We start from the raw sequence: 19,382 nt of genomic DNA, 5'->3' as shown, positions 1-19,382 counted from the left end.
ATAATCCTCCCATCTATACTTTAAATAGTTACTGTTGAACCATTTAATTCATATTCTTTATCAAAAACTTTTATAGTTACATTTGAACCTTTTTCATGATTGATGATAACATTATCTTTATTTACAGTGATGTTTAATAGGTTACCCCTAAACATTATTTTAAATGAGTATTCATTCCAAACCTCAGGAATAAATGGTGAGAAATGAAGCATGTCATCTTTAACCTTCATACCACCGAAACCATATACTATAGACATCCAAGTACCTGCCATACTTGTTATATGAAGTCCATCATCTGTATCATTATTGTAGTTATCTAAATCAAGTCTAGAAGTTCTTAAATACATTTCATAAGTCTTATCGTAATCTCCAATTTCAGCAGCTATAATAGAATGAACACATGGAGATAAAGAAGATTCATGTACTGTTCTTGGTTCATAGAATTCAAAGTTCTTTTTCTTTGTTTCTAAGTCATATCTATCATTTAAGAAGAATATGCCTTGAAGTACGTCAGCTTGCTTTATAAAGCAGCTTCTAAGAATTCTATCCCATGACCACTTTTGGTTTAATGGAAGATTTGATGGATCTAAATCTTTTACTAAGATTTGTTCCTTATCCATGTAGTTATCTTGTTGTGCAAAAACACCTAGTTCCTCAATCATTGGGTAGTACATCTTTTCAGATACTTCCTTCATTTTAGCAAGTTCGGAATCAGTTATTTCGAGCTTTTCAACAAGTGCTTTAAGTTCAGTTGGATATTGATCTTTTAAGAAATTATAAGTTTCTAAAGCATAACCTATGTTCCAAGCAGCCATAGTATTTGTGTACCAGTTGTTATTTACATTGTTTTCATACTCATTTGGACCAGTAACTCCAAGAATCATATACTTGTCCTTTTGAGGAACATAATTAGATCTTGAAACCCAGAATCTAGCTGTTTCAACGATTACGTCAAAACCATATTCGGCAAGGTATTTTTTATCACCAGTATATCTTACATAATTGAAAATTCCGTAAGTGATTGCAGCATTTCTATGAATTTCTTCAAAGGTTATTTCCCATTCATTATGACATTCTTCACCTGTCATAGTTACCATAGGGTAAAGTGCTCCCTTAAGTCCAAGTTTAGCTGCATTTTCTTTAGCTTTATCTAATTGGTTATATCTATAAATAAGTAATTGTCTTGCAATCTTTTCATCAGCAGTACTTAGGTAGAATGGTATGCAGTAAGCTTCAGTATCCCAGTAAGTACTTCCGCCATATTTTTCTCCAGTAAATCCTTTTGGACCTATATTTAATCTTGAATCTTCGCCAGTATAAGTTGCAGTCATATGGAAGATATTAAATCTAATACCTTGTTGAGCTGCCACATCTCCCTTTATTACTATATCGCTCTCATTCCAATGATTATGCCATTTTTCACTGTGGTCAGCTAAAAGTTTTTCAAAACCAGAAGTTTTAGCTCTTTCAACAGCATCATAAGCCTTTGCTATAACAAGTTCTTCTTCATAGTATCTGTTGCTTGTAACACCTATATATTTGTATAATGTTGCAGTACTATTTTTATTAACATTAATAGAAACAGTATTCTCAACATACTTGCTTCTTTCAGAAACTTCAGGAGTTACAGTAACTTTGCTATTATCTAAGAAAATTTCATAAGACATTGCAGCAGTTACATAGTAGTTTGTTTTCTTAGTTTGCATTGTAACATCGCCATAGAATGCATCTGATTTTTGCGATATTTCATTCCAAAATACTTCATCATAGTTTGAATCTTCGTTTACTATATTTCCATCAAGATATGGAGTGAATTCTATATTTCCTTCATAATTTAAAGGAGTAACAGAGTAGGAGATTGCCGCAACCTCTTTATCCCTTAAGCTTATGAATCTTTTAACTTCAATTTTTGTCTCTTTGCCGTCATTAGAAACAGCAACAAAACTTCTTTCAAGAACACCATCTCTCATGTTAAGAGTTCTATAAAAGTCCTTGACATCTTTTAACTTAGCAATATCTAATGTTTCACCGTTTAACTTTACTCTTATACCTATATAATTTACTGAGTTTAAAACCTTTGCAAAGTATTCAGGATATCCATTTTTCCACCAGCCAACTCTAGTTTTATCTGGATAATATACACCAGCAATATAACTACCTTGAAGAGAATCGCCTGAGAAATCTTCTTCGAAGTTTCCTCTCATACCCATGTAGCCGTTTCCTAAACTCATAAAGCTCTCGTAGATTCTATTTTCTTCTGGATGAAATCCTTGTTCGATTATTTTCCACTGATCATGCAAAATATAATTTCTCATATTAATCCCCCATCTAAAATTTATTGAAGATATATCATTTCAATTGGGAAAATATCTTTAAATAACCCATTATTAATGCTGAAAAAACCTAAAGATATATATTTCCGTGAAGTGATATATTTAAAAACAACATGCAAGCGATTGCACAAAATATTAAAAAAATATAAACCATGAATATGTTTACAATTATAATATATCATTTTATATTTACATAATCAATACATGAGTTATAAAATATTTTCTATTGTAAAATATTCTAATTTCAATCTGGCAATTATGTAATTTTTATTAAAGATAGTAAGAATTATAAACATGCAGCAGAGGAATTTACTATTGATATTTAATTATTTTTATTCGATGATACTTTTATAATATTATTTCGTATATCATTGTATAGATAAACTACTTCATATTAGAATTTATACAAATAAAGATTCGTAGAAGCATCGAAATCTTTATTTGTAGTCCAATGATTGAAGTAGTTTATCAGTTCAGCGGAATAGATAATCCAGTTCAATCTAAGTAAAACCAAGCGACATTCCTGTTAACTATTAATAGCAATAGAATTATTAAATATATATTTTATTTGGAACTAGTGTATCTATAGTTGAGTTTACTAATGATTTTGATTGAGGAGGGGAATATTTGAATAAGAAGAATTTAGCTTTCATTATTATTATGCTTTTAATTATAGGATTTGTTTTTCACAATAATACAAGTGGAGTTTATAAAATTAATAAGGATAAAATAGGTGAGATTAGATATATCTATGAAATACAGAAGAATAAAATGGCAGAATTTAATGTAACTAGTAGTATTAATAAAGGCGATATAAATAATATTGTTGACTCTTTAAATAAAGGAGTATTAAAGCCTGATAAAGAGAATGTTGGAAGATATACTAAAGAGCATATAGAAATATTGGTTTTAGGAGATAGACGTTTGGGAGTGTACAAGCAGAAGAATGGTAGATTTACGGTTATGTATTCAGCAAATCCTGGTTCAAACGATGAAAGAGACGAAAAGCAGATGACCATAGAATCAGATGTTTTAAAAAGATATTTTATCAAATTTAAGGAAGCTTCTAAGAGTTTAAAATATGAGACTTGGGATATAAATGGGGATGTTTTAGATTAATTAGCTTAATGAACATTTAAAGCCTCTCATTTTTTTATGAGAGGCCTTGAATCAATACGCTTAAAAGTATAAAAACTGTAGCTAATAATATCCTTATTACTATAAGTAAAAATTAAAGCGAAAAAAGCATCTTTACTGAAACCGCCAGTGACATTGTTACAAATATAGGTTTTATAAGCTTGGAACCTTTTTTAAGAGCTAGCTTTGAACCTATAAGCGCACCTAATATCATGAAAAATGCAACTAAAATACCGTAAGTATAATTAATTTTACCTTCAATAGCAAAAGTTATAAGAGATGCTATATTTGAAGTAAAATTTAAAATCTTGGAGTTACCATTAGCTTCAACAAAATCAAGTTTGAATATTTTTATAAAACCAAAAATTAAAAATGAACCAGTTCCAGGACCAAAGAAGCCATCATAAAAACCTAAAGAAAATCCAAAGATAGTTCCAATTAAAATAAGATTTCTAGTCTTTCCTTTATAATGACTTTCAATCCCTAAGTTTTTAGAGAACAATGAATACACCCCAACCATTAATATGAGTATCATTACTAATGGAGTAAGAAAACTCTGGTTGATTATTAGTACTGACTTAACGCCTAAAACTGCCCCGATGAAGGTAAAAGGTACTATGTACTTTAGTAAGGATAAATCTGCTTTTCCTTCTTTTATAAATCTAATAGAGGAAGTAAAGGATGCGGTAGTAGAAGAAAACTTATTTGTGCCAAGTGCTATATGTGGTGGTAATCCGAAAAGCATGTAAGCAGGCAGGCTGATAAGTCCTCCACCTCCAGCAATAGAGTCAACGAATGCTGCGATAAAACCTGAAATACAGAGTAAAATTAAACTAATCAATATAAATATCCCCCTTATGAACTATCCCTCAATTGAAAATATTATCATAGTTTGTAATAATTTTAAATATGACGTTAAAAAGATTTTATCGTAGGTAAAGGAAGAAGGGATAAGCAATGAATAAAAGGGGGAGGTTTACCCTTGGGGCATTAAAACATAGAGATTTCAGATTCTTTTTTATGGGATCCGTAGTTTCACTTATAGGAACATGGATGCAAAATGCAGGACAGTCTTGGCTTGTAGTAACTTTAACTGATTCTGCTCTTAAACTAAGTTTTGTAAGTGCACTGCAATTTACTCCAGTTTTATTATTTTCATTATTTGCAGGTGCCTTGATTGATAATTATCCTAAGAAGAAGATATTACTTATCACTCAGTCCATAATGGGAATACTAGCCTTTATACTAACCTTTTTAGTGTTTACTCATCAGATACAATATTGGCATATTCTTGTTCTGGCAGCTATTCTAGGGTGCTGTAATGCTGTAGACATGCCAGCGAGACAGTCTTTTATGATAGAACTTGTAGGAAAAGAAGATTTGATGAATGCAATAGCATTAAATTCAACTGTGTTTAATGCAGCTAGAATGGTTGGACCAGCAGTTGCAGGAATAATGATTAAATTCTTTGGCTTTTTCATTTGCTTCTTATTAAACGCAATTAGTTTTATACCTTTAGTATATGGTATTTATATGATTTCAGTTAGCGGTGAGCCAAAGCAAAATGCTGAGAAGAAAAATATGATGTTAGATATAAAAGAAGGACTAAAATATGTCTTCAATTCTAAAGATATACTCTTTACAATATTGTTAGTGTTTTTTGTATCTACCTTTGCTATGAATTATAGTGTTTTAATACCGCTACTCGCAAAACAAGTTCTGAATATGGACTCTGATGGATATGGATATCTTATGTCTGCAATGGGGCTTGGGTCGATGATTTCTGCTTTTACTGTTGCAACTAGAAGTAGAGGACCAAAAAGAAAAATTATGTTTTTGGCAGGAGCAGTGATATCTATAATGTTAGTATTTATAGGAGTATTTAAAGATTATGGAATATCTATCGTAACATTGTTTATTGCAGGGGTATTTAATGTGTTATTTTCAACAACTGCTAATTCTACAATTCAATTGAAGTCCAAAAATGAATTTAGAGGAAGAGTAATGAGTGTATATGCAATGGTGTTTGCAGGGGCAACACCACTAGGAAGCTTGTTTGAGGGAGTGATATCCAAATGGTTAAGCGTAACTGATGCTTTTATAATATCAGGAGTAGTTACTGTAATTATAGGATTTATTATTTATACATTAGTTATGAAACAAGAAAAGTTAGATAGAGAGTTACTTAATTAATATACACAGGCTTCCAATAGGAATACTAATAAATAAATAACAAATAACAAAGTAATGTAAAAGGTTTCTTTAATAGATTGTTAATAATGTTCATATATTAATAATATATTCTTAATAATTTAAAAAACTATTGATTTAATTCGGAAAAGATATTATAGTTGTATCAATGGAAAACAAATTAAATATTATCGTTCTTATCTAGAGAGGTGGAGGGACTGGCCCGATGAAGCCCGGCAACCCGTATATGTTCATTTACATATACAATGGTGCCAATTCCTGCGACGCATTTTGCGTTGAGAGATGAGAGTAAATTCAGGGTCTATATCGCCGGAGTTTATTCTCGGGCGTTTTTTGTTCTGTTTATATGATAATAATTATTGTTTAATAATCAATTTAGGGGGATTTGTATGATAAAAATTGAAGGTGTAAATAAGAGTTTCAATGATATACAAGTTCTTAAAGACATTAATCTAGATATCAAAGAGGGCGAAATATTTGGATTGGTTGGCCATAGTGGGGCTGGAAAGTCAACCTTGCTTAGATGTCTGAACGGACTTGAGTCCTATAATGCAGGAAGTGTTACTGTTGGTGGACAAGAAGTGAAAGACCTTAAAGGTAAGGAAATGAGAAGTTTCAGAAAGGATCTAGGAATGATATTCCAACACTTTTCTCTTCTAGAAAGAAAAAATGTGTATGACAATATAGCTTTACCGATGGAATGTTGGGGCATACCAAAGGCTAAAGTAAAAACTAGAGTAGATGAACTTCTAAAGATTGTAGGATTAGAAGACAAAGCAAAAAGTAAGCCAAGACAACTTAGTGGTGGACAAAAGCAGAGGGTAGCAATTGCAAGAGCTTTAGCACTAGAACCAAAGATTCTTCTTTGTGATGAGGCTACTTCAGCACTTGATCCTAAAACAACTAAATCAATATTATCACTTTTAAGAGAGATAAATGAAAAACTTGGGATAACTATAGTTGTAGTTACTCATCAGATGGAAGTAGTTAAAGAAGTATGCCAAAGAGTAGCAATACTTGAAGGTGGAGAAGTTCTTGAAGTTGGAAATGTTGAAGAGCTTTTCTTAAGACATACTAAAGCTTTAAAAAATCTTCTTGGGGAAGAAGAGATACTGCCAACTGAAGGAGTAAACATAAAGATATTATTCCCTAAGGATAACTCGCATCAAAGTATAATAACCTCAATGGCAAGAGAGCTAGACATCGATTTTTCAATAGTTTGGGGTAAACTTGAAAAATTTAGAGATGATGTACTAGGATCATTAGTTATTAATGTAAGTAAAGATAAAGAACAGGACATTATAAACTATTTAGATTCTAAGCATGTTGGATGGGAGGTTACTATAAATGAGTGATAATTTTAGTCAGTTTTTTAATCTAGTTTTGGTACCAGCTTTAGGAAAGTCGCTATATATGGTGATAATATCAACTATTATTGCAAGTATACTAGGCTTTATACTAGCAATTGTACTTATAGTAACTGATAAGAATGGGTTAAAGCCAAACAGAATAATATACAGTGTATTAGATTTTATAATCAATATATTTAGAAGCTTTCCATTCATCATATTAATAGTTGCAATAATACCACTTACAAGATTTATAGTAGGTAAAAGTATAGGTGAAACAGCAGCTCTGGTTCCTTTAACAATAGGGGCAGCGCCATTTATAGCAAGAGTTATAGAAGGTGCTTTAAAGGAAGTAGACAAGGGGTTAATTGAAGCTGCTAAGTCTTTCGGAGCTTCGAATATGCAGATAATATTTAAGGTTATGGTTAAAGAAGCGTTACCTTCCATAATATCAGGTATAACACTTTCAATAATCTCAATCCTTGGATACTCTGCGATGGCAGGAGCAGTTGGGGCCGGTGGACTTGGTGCAGTAGCATTAACTTATGGATATCAAAGATTTGATAATCAAGTAATGTTTTATACTGTAGTTACCTTAATAATACTGGTTCAAATACTTCAGTCTATAGGTAATCTTGCTTATAAGAAGTTAAGATAAGTAGAAAAAAGGGGGCATAATATATGAAAAAAATATTAACACTAGTATTAACAGCAGCACTCGCTCTTTCTTTAGCTGGATGTGGAAAAAAAGAAGAAACAGCTAAAAAAGAAGATAATAAAACAAATATAGTAGTTGGGGCTACTCTTAAACCAGCAGGTGAGATACTAAATTATCTAAAGAGTGATTTTGAAGCAAAAGGCTACAAGCTTGAAGTAAAAATATTTGATGACTATGTAGCACCAAATACTGCTTTAGAAGAAGGTTCAATAGATGCAAATCTATTTCAACATGAACCATATTTGCTAAAGTTTAATGAAGATCACAAAACAAATTTAGTAACAGTAAAGAAGATTTATCTTCCACCGCTTGGGGCGTATTCAAAGAAAGTAAAAGATATAAAAGAATTAAAGGATAAAGCTGTAATAGCGGTTCCTGCAGATGCTACAAACGAATCAAGAGCATTAAAACTTTTAGAAGCACAAGGATTATTTAAGCTTAACAAAAAAGATCTTGTTACAAAGGTTGATATAGCTGAAAATCCAAAAAATATAGAAATTCAAGAAGTAGATGCAGCTCAGCTTCCAAGAGTACTTCAAGATGTTGATGTTGCTATAATAAATGCAAGCTATGCTTTACCAGCAGGGTTAGATCCTAAGAAGGATACCTTATTCTCAGAACCAAAGGATTCACCATATGCAAACATACTTGCAACTAAAAAGGGTAATGAAAATACAAAATGGATTAAGGATTTAACAGAAGTTCTTACTTCAGACAAAGCTAAGAAATATATAGAAGAACAATACAAAGGAAGCATAATTCCGGTATTCTAACAAAAAATAATTTAATTTATGGAGGGAAAAATATTATGAAATTTAAGAAGTTTTTATCTTTGGGTTTAGCATTAGCACTTGCAGGTTCATTAGCAGCTTGCGGAACTAAGAAGGATTCTGGAACAACAGGTTCTACAGATACAAAGAAAGAAGATAAGGTAATAACAGTTGGAGCTTCACCTTCTCCACACGCAGAAATATTAGAAAAAGTAGTAAAGCCATTACTTGAAAAAGAAGGCTATACTTTAAATATTAAAGTATTTGATGACTATGTATTACCAAATACAGCATTAGATGAAGGATCAATAGATGCAAACTACTTCCAACACGTTCCTTATTTAAATGAAACAATAAAGGAAAAAGGATACAATCTTACTTATACAGTTAAAGTTCATATAGAACCAATCAGAGCTTATTCAGATAAGTTAACTAAATTAGCTGATATAAAAGATGGTGGTCAAGTAGCAGTTCCAAATGATGCTACAAATGAAGCAAGAGCTTTAAAATTACTTGAAAAGAACGGTCTTATAAAGTTAAAAGAAGGCGATTTAGTAACAGTTAAGGATATTACTGAAAACAAAAAGAACTTAAAGTTCACTGAAGCTGAAGCAGCTCAATTACCAACAGTATTAAAGGATGTTGATGTTGCTGTAATAAACACAAATGTTGCATTAGCTGCAAAGCTTGATGTTAACAAGGCTTTAGCTGTAGAAGATAAGGATTCACCATATGCAAACATTCTAGCTGTTAAAAAAGGTAACGAAAACAGTGATAAAGTAAAAGCATTAAGCAAAGCTTTAAACTCACCAGAAGTTAAGAAGTACATTGAAGACACATACAAAGGAAGCATAGTTGCAGCTTTCTAATAACTAGTAATATAATGTAAGATTTAATTTAAGCCTCTGCTTTGTCAGAGGCTTTTTACCGTAATTAACACAATTTTTAATTTACAGATTTACCTTAATGTAGTATATTAAAAGAATGGTAAAAAGGAGTCAACTATGAAAATACACATAAATTATTGGAGGTATGATCATGCTAGATAAAGAAAACATTAATGAGAACGAACAAAAGGAAGAGGTAAATACAGTAGGTGAGGATAACAGCACAGCGCAAGATGAAGCTGTTACTGAGAAGTCTACAGAGGATATAGTAGTTAGAGAAGAAAAAGCTGATGAAAAGACACAAAAAGCTGATAAGGCAAATTTCTTTGTAAGATTTGTAGGAAATTTAATGGATCAAACTGTGGCATTAGCTTTAGCAATAGTATTATATTTTATATTTGAAAAGTGTTTACCAGCATTAGGCTATGAAGTGGTAGACAAAGTAGGAATATTCTTAATTATGTATATAGTATCAAATGTATTATGTACATCTATTATTGAAAGTACAAAGCTTGGAACAACATTCGGAAAGAAGCTTTTAAGAATAAAGTAGACAGGAGTAACATATGAAAAAAGGCAATGAAATAGAGTTACTAATAGAAGATATGGAATTTCCATCCCAAGGAATAGGTTACAGGGACGATTTGAAAATATATGTTAAAAATGCTTTTCCAGGACAAAAAATCAGAGGGAAAGTAACTAAGAAGAGAAACGACTACGCTGAACTTAAATTATTAAAGGTTGTAGAAGCTGCAGATTATGAATTAGAACAAAAATGCCCACACTATGCTTTTTGTGGTGGATGCTCTTCACAAAACATACCTTATGAAAAGCAACTTGAATTTAAGAAAAATCAAGTGTTGAATCTTTTCAAAGGAAACAGTGTAGATACAGGTGAATTCTTAGATATAGAAAACAGCCCTATTCAGTGGGAATATAGAAACAAAATGGAGTTCACCTTTGGAGATATGGAGAAAGGTGGAGACCTGACTCTTGGAATGCACATGAAAGGTAGATCTTTTGGGATTGTAACTGTTGATCAGTGCCACCTTGTGGATGAAGATTATAGAAAAATTCTAGATACTACAGTTGAATTTTTTAAGAAGGATCAACTTCCGCATTATAAGATAATGGCAAGAGAAGGTTTCTTAAGAAACTTAATAGTAAGAAAGACAAAACACAATGATGAGATATTAATAAATATAGTTACTACCACTCAAATTAACTATGATTTTAAGCCTTGGGTGGAAGCAATTTTTAGTTCAGGTATTGAAGGAAATATAAAAGGTATAATACATACGGAAAATGATTCCTTCTCTGAAGCTGTTATAGCTGATAAGGTAAATATATTATACGGAGTTGATTTTATAACTGAAGAGCTGTTAGGGCTTAAGTTTAAGATATCTCCATTCTCATTCTTCCAAACAAACTCACTAGGTGCGGCAAAGCTTTATAGCATAGTACGTGACTTTATGGGTGATACTGCTGATAACAAGGTTGTCTTTGACTTATATTGTGGTACAGGAACAATAGGTCAGATAGCGGCTGGAAAAGCTAAGAAGGTTATTGGAGTAGAGCTGATTGAAGAAGCAGTAGTAGCTGCTAACGAAAATGCAAAGCTTAACGGACTTGATAACTGTACCTTTATAGCTGGGGATGTTGCTAAGGTTATAAATACAATTCAGGATAAACCAGACATAATAATATTAGACCCACCAAGAAGTGGAGTACACCCAGTAGCAATGAACTATGTAATTAAGTTCGATGCTAAGGATATAATATATGTAAGCTGTAATCCAAAGACTTTAGTTACGGATTTAAAGGTATTAGAGGAAGCAGGATATAAGACAGAGAAGACTTTGCTTATGGATATGTTCCCCAACACTCCCCATGTTGAAACTGTGGTTAAACTAAGCAAATAAACATTAAAAGAGGCTAGGATTTTAATTTAAAATCCTAGCCTCTTTTGATATTATTATTTAGTTTTAATTAAAAATGTCTTTGTTACACTTCCTGTATAGTTTCCTTTTCCGGTAATAGTTACTTTTGTAATTCCTGCTTTTGAATTATAAGAATAGCTTATTGTATAATCTTTTCCTTCTTTCAAAGTGATGTTTCCATCCTTTACAATAACATTTCCGTCATAGGTGTGAGCAGAAGTTCCTGAAGATACTGATAATTTGCAGACTTTCTTGGCTTTAATGATAAAGTTCTTGGTTATTACTTCTGTATAACCTCCTTTTCCTGTAATTATTATTTTTCCAATTCCTGCATTTATATTATCAGTATAACTAACTGTATAATCTGTGCCTTCTACAAGAGTCTTATTTCCGTCTTTTACACTAACCGTTGGAGTTTTTGCTGTGCCATCATATGTGTAAACCAAGTTTCCTGATTTTACTTTTAATTTACTGCTGTCTTTAGGGTTAATTAAAAAGTTTTCTGTTAAAGTCCCTGAGTAGATTCCTATTCCTGTAATAGTTACAGTGGCTGTTCCTGGATTTATATTATCAGTGTACGCAACTGTATAATCTGTCCCTGCCACAAGAGTATTGGTTCCGTCTTTTACTGTAATAACTGGAGTCTTTGATGTTCCATCATAATCATAAGAATAACTATCTAAGGTTACGTCTAATGTGGTGATATCTTTCGGAGTAATAGCAAAGGTTTTTGTTATTGTTCCTGTGTAATTACCTTTTCCTACAATTGTTGCTGTTGCTGTTCCTATATTTGTATTATCAGTATAAGTGACTGTATAATCTGTTCCTTCTACAAGAATCGTAGAACCATCTGTTACTGTAACTGCTGGAGTCTTTGGTGTTCCATCATAGGTATAGGTTGCAGTACTTAAGGCTACTGTAGGTGAAGATCCATCAGCTACATAACCATAGAAGTATACATTGCTTATATTGCAGTTTGCTTGGTCTGTCCACCATGAACCTTTACCAAAATATATATCATTAGCTGAAGAAGTAAGCCAAGTTAATACCTTACTGTAATCTGTTAGTGTACCAGCTCCCTTTGTTGAATCACTTAATATGGATTGGTCATATGCTTTTACACCATTTACGTCTACTTCAAAGCCTGTTGTAGTAAGGGATATTTCTACAGTGGCCTTTGAATCTCCAATATAATCTGTTACCATTTTATAGTTAGAAAGGTTTGCATCAAACCAGCCACCTAATGCGTTATATCCTAAATAAGAACCTGGTGTAAAATATAATCTCCCGTTTGTTCCACTATTGCCCAAGAAAGAAATAATGGTTCCAAGGGCATTTTTTACTCCGGTAGATTGTACATCAAATTTAATCTTTGCACCTTTAGAGGCATCAATGTTAGAAATCATTTTATAAGGGTTTTTCATAGACAAAGTACCATCTGCCCTTGTTGTTAAATCTTGAGGCTGATTTACAAAAGCTGAACTTATAACCTGCATACCGTTAGCATCAGTCATCATTTTAGTTGTTTGTAAAAGATAACCGTAGAAGTATACATTACTTATAGTGCAGTTAGCTGCTTGATCTGTCCACCATGAACCCTTGCCAAAGTACACCTTATTAGAAGTTGTAGAAATCCAAGTTAATACATTATAATAATCTGATAATGTTCCAGCACCTTTGGTTGAATCACCTATTATTGATTGGTCATAGGCTTTAACCCCGTTAACATCTACTTCAAAACCTTTTGTAGTAAGTGAAATTTCTACAGTATCTTTTGAATCTCCAAGATAATCAGTAGCCATTCCATAGTTATGAAGATTTGCATCATACCAGCCGCCTAAAGCGTTATATCCTAAATAAGAGCCTGGTGTGAAATAAAGTTTTCCATTTCCTCCATCAATAAAGGAAATGATAGTTCCTAGTACATTTTTTGTTCCAGTAGACTGAACATCAAATTTAATCTTTATACCCTTAGATACATCAAGATTAGGAATTGAACTATAAGGATTAGCGATAGACAAACTACCGTCTAATTTTGTTGACAAGTCCTGAGGATCGTTTACAAAAGCGGATCCAAGCACTTGCATTGTGCTATCATTTTTAATAGCTTTATGCACTAATACATTAAAACCTTTAGTATATACCTTGTTATTTTTTGATATTGTTGCAGTCATAGTAACATTAGTATCTTCTGCTGGAGTAATTACCTTTCCGTCATTTCCAATAACAGCAGTATTTGATGAGGACCAGCTCACTGTTGAGCCAAACACACTTGCAGTAGGAAGAGTTATATCTGAATAAGTTTCAGAAGTAACTGAAAGGTTATCTTTTGCCATTGCAATTGAAGCCTCATCAGATGGATATTCAGCTCCCCATATGCATGTATCATTTGTTCCAACTACAGTAAATGCCATTGTATTTACATTGGTCCCTTCAATTGTCTGTTCAACAAAAAGACCTTCATAAGTAGTTCCATCAACATTTAATGTAACATAAGGTGCATTAGCATCCATTGTCCATGTTCCTGTGTAATCACCGGAAATAGTACCATCTGCATTTAAAGTCATATTTTGACCACTGCAATATTCAAGATTTGAATAATTAATATTCTGTTTCTGTAAAATAACTTCATAGGAACCAGTAACACTAGAAGCTGCATAGCCTGTCTTTGAAACAGTTTCTCCGTTATATTCAAAAGGAGCTTCTACTAGGTAATGATTTTTCGTTGTAAATAATTGATGGACTCTGTCAGTAAATCCTTCTGAACCATCATTTGTTCTTGTATGGTAAACAATATATGCCTTTCCATCGGAATCAACAAAAGCTGAGTTATGTCCTTGAGCTACTTGAGCATATTTCTGATAATTCCATTTATAATAGGACATTAGCCTTGTACCAACATCATTATTGGTATTTACAGTATAAGTAGAGTATTTTGGTGATTGGCCAGATACATCTGTATATGGACCTTCTGGATTAGAAGCTTTGTAAACCCTAACATTGTAACCGCCTTTTGCTACAAGTCCACCATCTGATATAAACAAATAATAATACCCATCAATATATTGAACATAAGAAGCTTCTCCAGAAGTACCACTTCCACCTGCAAGTTTGATTCCCATGTATGGATCAGAGTTACCTGCAGAATAGCTATAAGTAGTAGCTGTATCTCTTAAACCTGAAGCTGGATCAAGTTGAATAATATATATACCGCCTGACCAAGAACCGTAGGTCATGTAAAGTTTTCCATCCTGACCGTAAAAAGCAGTAGGGTCAATAGCATGTGCACCATAACTATTATTCCATGTGGTTGTTGCAGTAGTTGTTGAATTATCTGAACAGGTATATTTAGTTGATATATATCTGCTTGGAAGTGTAGTAAGACCTGTTACTTTTGTAAAATCAGTGTTTGCAAAATCATGATTATTATTTGCATCAGTAAAGCCTGAATAAATAACAGTTCCTACATAAGTCCAATCTCCATCTAAGCTATCTGCTGTAAGCATTGCAATAGATGAATTCCATGAACAACCGTTGATACTAATGTACATACACCATTTGTTTAAAGTAGTGTTATAAATAACATCAGGAGCCCACATGTTTCCTGAAGGATCATATACACTGTCGCCCATTTTAGCCCAATTAAATTCTTTAGCAAATAAAGTTTTGTAATTTGTATTAATGTTGTTTGTAAATGGTGTCCAGTTTTTTAAGTCTGTTGATTTGGCAAAAGCTAAATGTGATCCAAAAATATAATAGGTTCCTTTTCCGTCTGAAATAATTGAAGGATCATGCACCGATACACGATCTACAGATGTTTTTGAATATGCTGAAGCTAGATCCGCGTCAGTTAAAGCTGTAGTTTGATCTGTTGTAGATGCCATAACGTTAAGTCCTTGAATCGGAGTTAATATCATAGTAGCCGTTAATCCTACGGCTATTCCCCTTTTGATGCCTTTTTTCACGCATCTACCAAATCTTTTTGAAAACGATTTAGTTTTTGTCAAACTTAAAGCTAGCTTTGATGTCAATCTCGTTAAAGTTTTTGTTAACAAATAAATCCCCCCTGTATATTTTGATTTTTACCAGATTGAATATCAAAAACAATTAACGTTATATATTTTTATGAAGTATTTTAGATATTATATATGTTATAGATTTTATTAAAATGTTTTAGATATTACTATATAATTATATTATTTATTTTGTATGAAAACAACTAAATTAGAAATTTTATACTAGCAAAAGTATAAATATATTTTATACTAATCTAAAGCAAATAATGATAGCGAATTAATCATATGGTATTAGAATATTGATGAAATTATTGTGAACTGTTAAGTATTTCAGACAAAGATAAACGAAGTTTCTATGAAAAAGAGCTGGGAGGTTTATAAATCGCAGATGAGTTCTTTTAGCAGAAATTAATTTATTTATAAATAAAAGTTAATAATAATGAAAAACTAATAAAAGGATGAAAAATTCGAGGAGGTGCTAGGTATACAATATTGTGAAAGAAGGAATAGAACTATGGAAAATAGAAAAATAAAGATTGCGGTATCAGGAGATGTTTGTATTAACTTACTACAGTGGAGAACACATGAACAGTGTAACAGGGAATTAAGTTGGAGATATTATCCACATGTACATAGTGCTTTTAAACCAGGTGATGCAGTACTTTTATCAAAATTAACAGCAATATCAACTGGTGCAACAGTACTTTCGCAAAAAATACAAAATATTGAGGAGAGCTTAAATGAAGAAACACTTCTTTCTACTGTGGAATTAGAACTTTTTCCGGTGGACTCAGAGGAAAAAAATAATCATAAAGTTTACAGGGTAAACCAGTTTATGGGATTTACAGGTCCGACTAAAAGTATACCTAAACAGTTCTCAATTGAAGACGATGATGAGAATGCTGATCTGGTCATAATAGATGATGAAAATAATGGTTTTAATACTAATGAAGAATTTTGGCCATTGGCCTTAAAATCTCATAATAAATCACCAATAATCATTTATAAAATGAATAATCCAAACTGCTCCAGCATGCTTTGGAACCATATTGAAGAATTTCATATTGAAAACACAATAGTAGTTATAAATGGAGATGATTTGCGCTCTAAAGGTGTTAACATAAGTAAAGGACTTTCTTGGGAAAGAACTTCATTAGATTTTGTCTGGCAGATGAATAATAATCCAAACCTTTGCTTTCTCGCTAACTGTCAGCATCTTATTGTGCCTTTTGGTCTTGAAGGAGCTATTTACTATAAAAAGCAAGAAGGCATAGAATCTCATTTATACTTCTTAACCTACGAGTTTGAGGGGGGATTTATCAAAGAAAACCAAGGTAAAATGTATGGATTGACCTCAAGTTTTGTGGCAGGTTTAGCAAAGTCTATTACTCGGGCAATAGCTAATAATGAGAGCTTTAGCAGAAGTATAGATGAAGGAATTCGAGAAGGAATGGTTGCTGCCCAAAAATACTTCATTTATGGTTTTGGGATTAATGTCAATGAAAGTACTTTTCCTAACCCATCAATATTTACTGAAAGCGAAAATGATTTTATTTTCAAAGAACACATACAGGAAGTACCAATACGAAATACAAATAATCCAAACTGTCAGGCATGCTGGTATATTATTAAAGATAAAAGTTCAACTAGTTTGGCTGAAATAGCCTATGATATTGTTAAGAATGGTGAAAAAAGTGCACTTAAATTTATTCCGATAGCAACTTTTGGTAATTTGAAAACTGTAGATAGGGCAGAAATTGAGGGGTATAGAAGTATTAAAAATCTAATTTCAGAATACGTTTCAGCAAAAAGCATAGTTCGACCGCTTTCTATCGCTGTTTTTGGAACACCTGGATCAGGAAAATCCTTTGGAGTTTCGGAGGTTGCTTCAAGCATCGCACCAGCATTGATTGAAAAATTAAATTTTAATTTGTCTCAATTTCAGTCTCTTTCAGATTTGATAGCAGCTTTTCATAGGGTAAGAGATTTTTCCCTGAAAGGAAAGCTTCCACTTGTATTTTTTGATGAATTTGATTCTTACCTTGAAGGTAGATTAGGCTGGCTCAAGTATTTCTTAGCACCTATGCAGGACGGGGTGTTCAGAGAAGGCGACTCTATACACCCCATTGGTAAAGCGATTTTTGTATTTGCAGGAGGCACAAGCAGTACCTTTAAAGAATTCAGCGGAGAAGATATTAATGATGAAATGGAATATAAGCTATTTTTTAAAGAATTCCAAAGTAGGAAGGGGCCGGATTTTATAAGCAGGCTAAGGGGTTATGTGAATATCTTAGGGCCAAATCAAACAGATGAACATTGGGATCAATTATTTGTAATTCGCAGAGCCATGCTTTTACGTTCACTCCTGGAGCGCAAAACCCCTTATCTCATAAATGATAGAGGTGAAGCTCAAATAGATAATGGAGTATTACGGGCACTTCTTAAAATATCAAGGTATAAACATGAATCAAGGTCTATGGAAGCAATACTTGAAATGAGCTCGCTCAGTGGAGCAAAAAAGTGGGAGCAATCGCATCTGCCATCAAAGGAACAGTTAATACTTCATGTTGATGCAGAACAATTTTTACGTCTACTAATGCAAGATGCATTTTTTAGTGAGAAAATTGAGAAACTTGCTATGGACCTTTATCATACTCACAAAGAAATTTATAAAGATACTCTTAAGTCAGGTTTAACGTGCATGCAGCCATGGGAGGATATTGATGAAGAATTTAAAAATTCTATTCGTGATAGAGTGAGATATATCCCTAATGCCTTAAATAAAATAAATTACGATATAATGTCTGTTAAAGAAAAACCAGAAATAATTGAATTTACAGAAAGAGAACTGGATATTTTAGCTGAATATGAACACAAGCGCTGGTCGCTACAAAAGAAAGATGAGGGGTGGAAATATGGTGATAAGTTAGAGGAGAAGAGAAGAACCCATCCTTCTTTGGTGCCATGGGATAACCTGGGCTTAGATGAGAAAAATAATATAATATCTTATATTAAAGCTTGGCCGGAAATATTGGCTAATTCTAATTTTAAGATAGAGAGGCTAAAGTATTTATGCTATTGCGAATCTCAAGGATATGTTAAAGGTTCAATGCAATAGTAAAAAGAATAGATTATCACATAAAATTGTTATAAAATCAAAAAAGTTGTTTATAAAGTTGTATATATAAGTATATAACATATATGTCTTGACATAATAATATTGAAATGAATAGTATTAGCTAAATCAATAGACAAAATAAAGAGGAGCGGTAATTATGGAAAAACCTATAATAGCACAAAAATCACCTATTCCTGTTGAACTTAAAAAGGGTGAAACTTATTATTATTGTACATGTGGCAGAAGTTCAAATCAACCATTTTGTAATGGAGCACATCAAGGCACTTCATTTGAACCATTGGCATTTACTGCTGAAAAAGATGGAACGGCTTATTTATGCGGATGTAAGCATACTAGCAATCCTCCATATTGTGATGGAACACATGATAAGCTAAAGGAGGAGTAGAACCATGGAAAATATTAAAATTCAAGTACTTGATGACGCTCCACTTATTGTAAAAGGTGAAGTAGAATTAATTGATGGTGAAGGTAAAAGTATGGGAACTAATCCTGAATTTCATCTATGTAGATGTGGCTTATCAAAAAATAAACCACATTGCGATGGTTCTCATAGAGGGAAGTTCGAGAGCAAAGTTCGCGCAAAATAATTATATATTTATAAAGTCTATGCATATTGCGTAGGCTTTTGTTTTATTGCAATAAAATATATTATTGTAAAATGAAATAGAGGTGTATTTGTAGATAGTCAAATTTTACATAAAGTTCGCTTTTCTTAAAACCTGAAAGAAGGAGATATATTAGTATCACTAAATATACAAGAAAGTTAAATTTTTTATAAAAAATTGTAATTTTAAATTGTGTAAGCTATACTATTTCTATATTTTGTATATAGGTAAGATTATAAGCAACAGTGAAAAACTAAGGTATCGTACTATAATTTGT

At 32.3% G+C, this 19,382-nt stretch carries 14 protein-coding genes and 1 riboswitch; of the genes, 11 read left to right on the top strand and 3 right to left on the bottom strand.

Going from position 1 to position 19,382, the window contains the following annotated elements; translation table 11 throughout:
• Positions 1-20: 20 nt before the first annotated feature.
• The gene (locus tag bsdtw1_RS16345) at positions 21-2,315 is read right to left on the bottom strand and encodes a family 65 glycosyl hydrolase domain-containing protein (protein ID WP_183278625.1); all 2,295 of its coding nucleotides are present in this window, start codon (positions 2,313-2,315) and stop codon (positions 21-23) included.
• Between the two features lie 645 nt (positions 2,316-2,960).
• On the opposite strand from bsdtw1_RS16345, the gene bsdtw1_RS16340 reads away from it, so the two are divergent.
• Positions 2,961-3,452, top strand: coding sequence for a hypothetical protein (locus bsdtw1_RS16340; RefSeq protein WP_183278624.1), 492 nt, complete (start codon positions 2,961-2,963; stop codon positions 3,450-3,452).
• Between the two features lie 112 nt (positions 3,453-3,564).
• Here bsdtw1_RS16340 and bsdtw1_RS16335 read toward each other — a convergent pair whose 3' ends face one another.
• A complete protein-coding gene (locus bsdtw1_RS16335; protein ID WP_183278623.1) occupies positions 3,565-4,311 on the bottom strand; it encodes a sulfite exporter TauE/SafE family protein in 747 nt (248 codons plus the stop codon).
• A gap of 116 nt (positions 4,312-4,427) precedes the next feature.
• Here bsdtw1_RS16335 and bsdtw1_RS16330 point away from each other — a divergent pair, with 116 nt between their 5' ends.
• The 7 genes from bsdtw1_RS16330 to rlmD all read left to right on the top strand — a co-directional run bounded on the left by bsdtw1_RS16330 (position 4,428) and on the right by rlmD (position 11,327).
• Positions 4,428-5,663, top strand: a complete 1,236-nt coding sequence (locus bsdtw1_RS16330; RefSeq protein ID WP_183278622.1) for an MFS transporter — start codon at positions 4,428-4,430, stop codon at positions 5,661-5,663.
• A 191-nt stretch (positions 5,664-5,854) separates the two neighbouring features.
• Positions 5,855-5,970, top strand: a riboswitch (SAM riboswitch).
• Between the two features lie 100 nt (positions 5,971-6,070).
• Positions 6,071-7,036 (top strand): methionine ABC transporter ATP-binding protein, encoded by a 966-nt coding sequence (locus bsdtw1_RS16325; protein WP_183278621.1) that lies wholly within the window; start codon positions 6,071-6,073, stop codon positions 7,034-7,036.
• Positions 7,029-7,688, top strand: a complete 660-nt coding sequence (locus bsdtw1_RS16320) for a methionine ABC transporter permease (RefSeq protein ID WP_183278620.1) — start codon at positions 7,029-7,031, stop codon at positions 7,686-7,688. Before bsdtw1_RS16325 ends, bsdtw1_RS16320 begins: the two co-directional genes overlap by 8 nt.
• A gap of 23 nt (positions 7,689-7,711) precedes the next feature.
• On the top strand, positions 7,712-8,521 hold the full coding sequence (locus bsdtw1_RS16315) for a MetQ/NlpA family ABC transporter substrate-binding protein (protein ID WP_183278619.1): 810 nt from the start codon (positions 7,712-7,714) through the stop codon (positions 8,519-8,521).
• A 35-nt stretch (positions 8,522-8,556) separates the two neighbouring features.
• Positions 8,557-9,387: a MetQ/NlpA family ABC transporter substrate-binding protein gene (locus tag bsdtw1_RS16310; protein WP_183278618.1), complete on the top strand. Its 831-nt coding sequence runs from the start codon at positions 8,557-8,559 to the stop codon at positions 9,385-9,387.
• Positions 9,388-9,556: 169 nt separating this feature from the next.
• The gene (locus tag bsdtw1_RS16305) at positions 9,557-9,958 is read left to right on the top strand and encodes an RDD family protein (protein WP_183278617.1); all 402 of its coding nucleotides are present in this window, start codon (positions 9,557-9,559) and stop codon (positions 9,956-9,958) included.
• A gap of 13 nt (positions 9,959-9,971) precedes the next feature.
• A complete protein-coding gene (rlmD, locus tag bsdtw1_RS16300; protein ID WP_183278616.1) occupies positions 9,972-11,327 on the top strand; it encodes a 23S rRNA (uracil(1939)-C(5))-methyltransferase RlmD in 1,356 nt (451 codons plus the stop codon).
• A 53-nt stretch (positions 11,328-11,380) separates the two neighbouring features.
• Here rlmD and bsdtw1_RS16295 read toward each other — a convergent pair whose 3' ends face one another.
• Positions 11,381-15,400: a family 43 glycosylhydrolase gene (locus bsdtw1_RS16295; RefSeq protein WP_183278615.1), complete on the bottom strand. Its 4,020-nt coding sequence runs from the start codon at positions 15,398-15,400 to the stop codon at positions 11,381-11,383.
• 475 nt (positions 15,401-15,875) lie between these two features.
• On the opposite strand from bsdtw1_RS16295, the gene bsdtw1_RS16290 reads away from it, so the two are divergent.
• From bsdtw1_RS16290 to bsdtw1_RS16280, 3 genes are all read left to right on the top strand, one after another.
• Positions 15,876-18,479 carry a RyR domain-containing protein gene (locus bsdtw1_RS16290; RefSeq protein WP_183278614.1) on the top strand — a complete coding sequence of 868 codons (2,604 nt, stop codon included), beginning with the start codon at positions 15,876-15,878 and terminating at the stop codon, positions 18,477-18,479.
• Between the two features lie 157 nt (positions 18,480-18,636).
• Positions 18,637-18,885, top strand: a complete 249-nt coding sequence (locus bsdtw1_RS16285; RefSeq protein WP_183278613.1) for a CDGSH iron-sulfur domain-containing protein — start codon at positions 18,637-18,639, stop codon at positions 18,883-18,885.
• 4 nt (positions 18,886-18,889) lie between these two features.
• Positions 18,890-19,087 (top strand): CDGSH iron-sulfur domain-containing protein, encoded by a 198-nt coding sequence (locus bsdtw1_RS16280; protein ID WP_183278612.1) that lies wholly within the window; start codon positions 18,890-18,892, stop codon positions 19,085-19,087.
• Positions 19,088-19,382 lie beyond the last annotated feature (295 nt).

Origin of the sequence: Clostridium fungisolvens (genome assembly GCF_014193895.1) — a bacterium.
In the GTDB taxonomy this organism is placed as follows: Bacteria; Bacillota; Clostridia; order Clostridiales; family Clostridiaceae; genus Clostridium_AR; species Clostridium_AR fungisolvens.
The sequence above is the reverse complement of the archived record's forward strand: the minus strand, read 5'-3'. Positions and strand labels throughout refer to the sequence as shown.

What these genes read in the sequence shown, in the direction of transcription:
- bsdtw1_RS16310 (WP_183278618.1), top strand. Translation starts at nt 8,557, where the DNA reads ATGAAATTTAAGAAGTTTTTATCTTTGGGTTTAGCATTAGCACTTGCA.
- bsdtw1_RS16280 (WP_183278612.1), top strand. Translation starts at nt 18,890, where the DNA reads ATGGAAAATATTAAAATTCAAGTACTTGATGACGCTCCACTTATTGTA.
- bsdtw1_RS16345 (WP_183278625.1), bottom strand. Translation starts at nt 2,315, where the DNA reads ATGAGAAATTATATTTTGCATGATCAGTGGAAAATAATCGAACAAGGA.
- rlmD (WP_183278616.1), top strand. Translation starts at nt 9,972, where the DNA reads ATGAAAAAAGGCAATGAAATAGAGTTACTAATAGAAGATATGGAATTT.
- bsdtw1_RS16285 (WP_183278613.1), top strand. Translation starts at nt 18,637, where the DNA reads ATGGAAAAACCTATAATAGCACAAAAATCACCTATTCCTGTTGAACTT.
- bsdtw1_RS16330 (WP_183278622.1), top strand. Translation starts at nt 4,428, where the DNA reads ATGAATAAAAGGGGGAGGTTTACCCTTGGGGCATTAAAACATAGAGAT.
- bsdtw1_RS16305 (WP_183278617.1), top strand. Translation starts at nt 9,557, where the DNA reads ATGCTAGATAAAGAAAACATTAATGAGAACGAACAAAAGGAAGAGGTA.
- bsdtw1_RS16315 (WP_183278619.1), top strand. Translation starts at nt 7,712, where the DNA reads ATGAAAAAAATATTAACACTAGTATTAACAGCAGCACTCGCTCTTTCT.
- bsdtw1_RS16320 (WP_183278620.1), top strand. Translation starts at nt 7,029, where the DNA reads ATGAGTGATAATTTTAGTCAGTTTTTTAATCTAGTTTTGGTACCAGCT.
- bsdtw1_RS16325 (WP_183278621.1), top strand. Translation starts at nt 6,071, where the DNA reads ATGATAAAAATTGAAGGTGTAAATAAGAGTTTCAATGATATACAAGTT.
- bsdtw1_RS16290 (WP_183278614.1), top strand. Translation starts at nt 15,876, where the DNA reads ATGGAAAATAGAAAAATAAAGATTGCGGTATCAGGAGATGTTTGTATT.